This window comes from Streptomyces katrae (assembly GCF_000966975.1).
Taxonomy (GTDB): Bacteria; Actinomycetota; Actinomycetes; order Streptomycetales; family Streptomycetaceae; genus Streptomyces; species Streptomyces katrae.
Genome location: NZ_JZWV01001062.1, coordinates 1 through 2,297 on the forward strand (window position 1 = coordinate 1; position 2,297 = coordinate 2,297).

The following is a 2,297-nucleotide window of genomic DNA, read 5'->3' on the forward strand; positions in this document are numbered from 1 at the left end:
CGTCGCCCGGGTCCCGGGCGGATCCCGCGGCGACCTGCTGCGCGTCGTCGTCACCGACGACGGGGTGGGCGGCGCCGACCCGGCCGGCGGCACCGGTCTGACCGGTCTGCGCAAACGCGTAGGGTCGGTCGACGGAACCATCCTGATCAACAGCCCCCAAGGGGGCCCTACCGTCGTCACCGTGGAGCTGCCGTGCGGGCTGTGATCGCCGAGGACTCCGTCCTCCTGCGCATAGGTCTTGTCAAAGTCCTCGAAATGGCCGGCTTCGAGGTGGCCGCCGAGACCGGCGACGCCGAGGCGCTGCTCGCCGCCGTCGAGGAACACCGGCCCGACCTCGCCCTCGTCGACGTCCGGATGCCGCCCGGATTCACCGACGAGGGTGTCCGGGCCGCCCTGATGATCCGCAGTCAGAGCCCGGAGACGGCCGTACTGCTGCTCTCCCAGTTCGTCGAGGAGCGCTACGCCGCCGACCTGCTGTCCTCCCAGAGCGGGGCGGGCATCGGCTACCTGCTCAAGCAGCGCGTCGCCGACGTCGAGGAGTTCATCGACGCCCTGCGCCGCGTCGCGGCCGGCGGCACCGCCCTCGACCCGCAGGTCGTCGCCCAGCTGCTGCTGCGCCGCGGCGGCCCCGACCCCCTGGAGCGCCTCACCCCGCGCGAGCGCGAGGTCCTCGCCCTGATGGCCGAGGGCCGCTCCAACGCGGGGATCGCCGAGGGACTCGTCGTGAGCGAGAGCGCCGTGGCCAAGCACATCAACAACATCTTCACCAAGCTCGACCTGCCCCCGGCCGCCGAGGCCCACCGGCGCGTCCTCGCGGTCCTGCGCTTCCTGGACGGCGCCTCGTGAGCCGCCCCGCCGGCGGCCCGGCCGCTCCCGTCCCGCGCGGCCAGCGCCTCGCCTGGTACACGGCCGCCGCGCTGAGCGCCGTCCTCGTGGTGGCCGCGGCCGGCTGGCAGGTACGGGCGGACATCGGCGCCCGCACCGCGGTGGAGGTCGTCGGCGGCGAGGCGGACGTGACCGTCACCCCGCGCGGGGACCAGGAGGTCGGCTACCGGGCCGCCCTCACCTGGACCTTCGAGGAACCGTCCGTCGAGGAGAGCTGGCTCGGCGACACCCTCAAGCTGACCCCGCGCTGCCCCGGCGACCAGGCCGGGGTCGCCCTCGGCACCGGATGCTCGGTCCGCCTCGCGGTGACCGTCCCCGCCGGGGTCCCGGTCAGGGTCTCCGGGAGCTCCGGCCGGGTCACCGTCAGCGGTCTCGCCGGCCCCGTCGACGCCGACATGGGATCGGGCAACCTGGTCCTCGCCGATCTGCGCGGCCCCCTGCGGGCCAGGGTCGGCTCCGGCACCCTGCTCGCGACCGGCCTCACCGCCCCCGGAACCGACGTCCGCGCCGACTCCGGGCACGCGGAGGTCACCTTCGCCGCCCCGCCGGACCGGGTCACCGGCCACGTCGGAGCCGGCAGCCTGGAGGTCACCCTCCCCACGGCCACCCGCTACCGCGTCAGCTGCCGTGCGGGCGCCGGCCGTTGCCACACCGAGGACGCCCTGCGCGATCCCTCGGCCACCCGCGTCCTGGACCTGGAGGCGGGAGCCGGCGACGCCCGTGCCGGCTACCGCCGGGCGTCCGCCTCCTGACCCGGCCCGGTCAGACGATGTGCCGCCCGCCGTCCACGGTGACCACGTCCCCCGTGGTGTAGGCGGCGTTCACCAGGTACAGCGTCGCCTCCGCGACGTCCTGCGGGGTGCCCACCCGGCGCAGCGGGGTGTTCTCGGTGATCCACTCGCGGGAGCTCTCCCAGACCTCCTCCTCCCCCTCGTACCAGGGCGTGTCGATCAGCCCCGGCGCCACCGCGTTGACGCGGACCGACGGGCCCAGCTGGGAGGCGAGCAGCCGGGTCATGTGGTTGACGGCCGCCTTGCTCACGGCGTACGGGACCGAACTCCCCATGGCCCGGGTGGCGGACACCGAGGAGATGTTCACGACGGCGCCCGCACCGGACTCGCGCAGGTGCGGCACGGCCGCGGTGATCATCTGCCAGGTGCCGACCACGTTGACGTCGAAGATCTCCCGCCACGCCCGCGCGTCCGCGGCCTCCAGGTCGCCGAGCGGGATGAAGCGGGTCACGCCCGCGTTGTTGACCAGGATGTCCAGCCGGCCGTAGGCGTCGATCGCGGCCCGGACGATCCTCCGCGCGTCCTCGGCGTCGGAGACGTCCCCCTGCACGTACACGGCGTCCGGGAGCCGGGCGGCGAGCTCCTTGCCGGCCTCGGCGCTGCGTGCGGAGTTAACGACCA

At 74.7% G+C, this 2,297-nt stretch carries 3 protein-coding genes and 1 pseudogene; 3 read left to right on the forward strand and 1 reads right to left on the reverse strand.

Features of this window, described 5'->3' with window-relative positions:
- The 3 genes and pseudogenes from VR44_RS32270 to VR44_RS45495 all read left to right on the forward strand — a co-directional run.
- Positions 1–205: pseudogene (locus tag VR44_RS32270) on the forward strand (ATP-binding protein); the annotation flags it as partial.
- Positions 193–846 carry a response regulator transcription factor gene (locus VR44_RS32275; protein ID WP_094192058.1) on the forward strand — a complete coding sequence of 218 codons (654 nt, stop codon included), beginning with the start codon at positions 193–195 and terminating at the stop codon, positions 844–846. The pseudogene VR44_RS32270 and the gene VR44_RS32275, both read left to right, overlap by 13 nt.
- Positions 843–1,637: a DUF4097 family beta strand repeat-containing protein gene (locus tag VR44_RS45495; protein ID WP_052713937.1), complete on the forward strand. Its 795-nt coding sequence runs from the start codon at positions 843–845 to the stop codon at positions 1,635–1,637. The genes VR44_RS32275 and VR44_RS45495 overlap by 4 nt, the downstream gene beginning before the upstream one ends.
- A 10-nt stretch (positions 1,638–1,647) precedes the next feature.
- Here VR44_RS45495 and VR44_RS32285 read toward each other — a convergent pair.
- The coding region (locus tag VR44_RS32285) for an SDR family NAD(P)-dependent oxidoreductase (RefSeq protein WP_045951182.1) at positions 1,648–2,297 on the reverse strand (650 nt) is incomplete at its 5' end.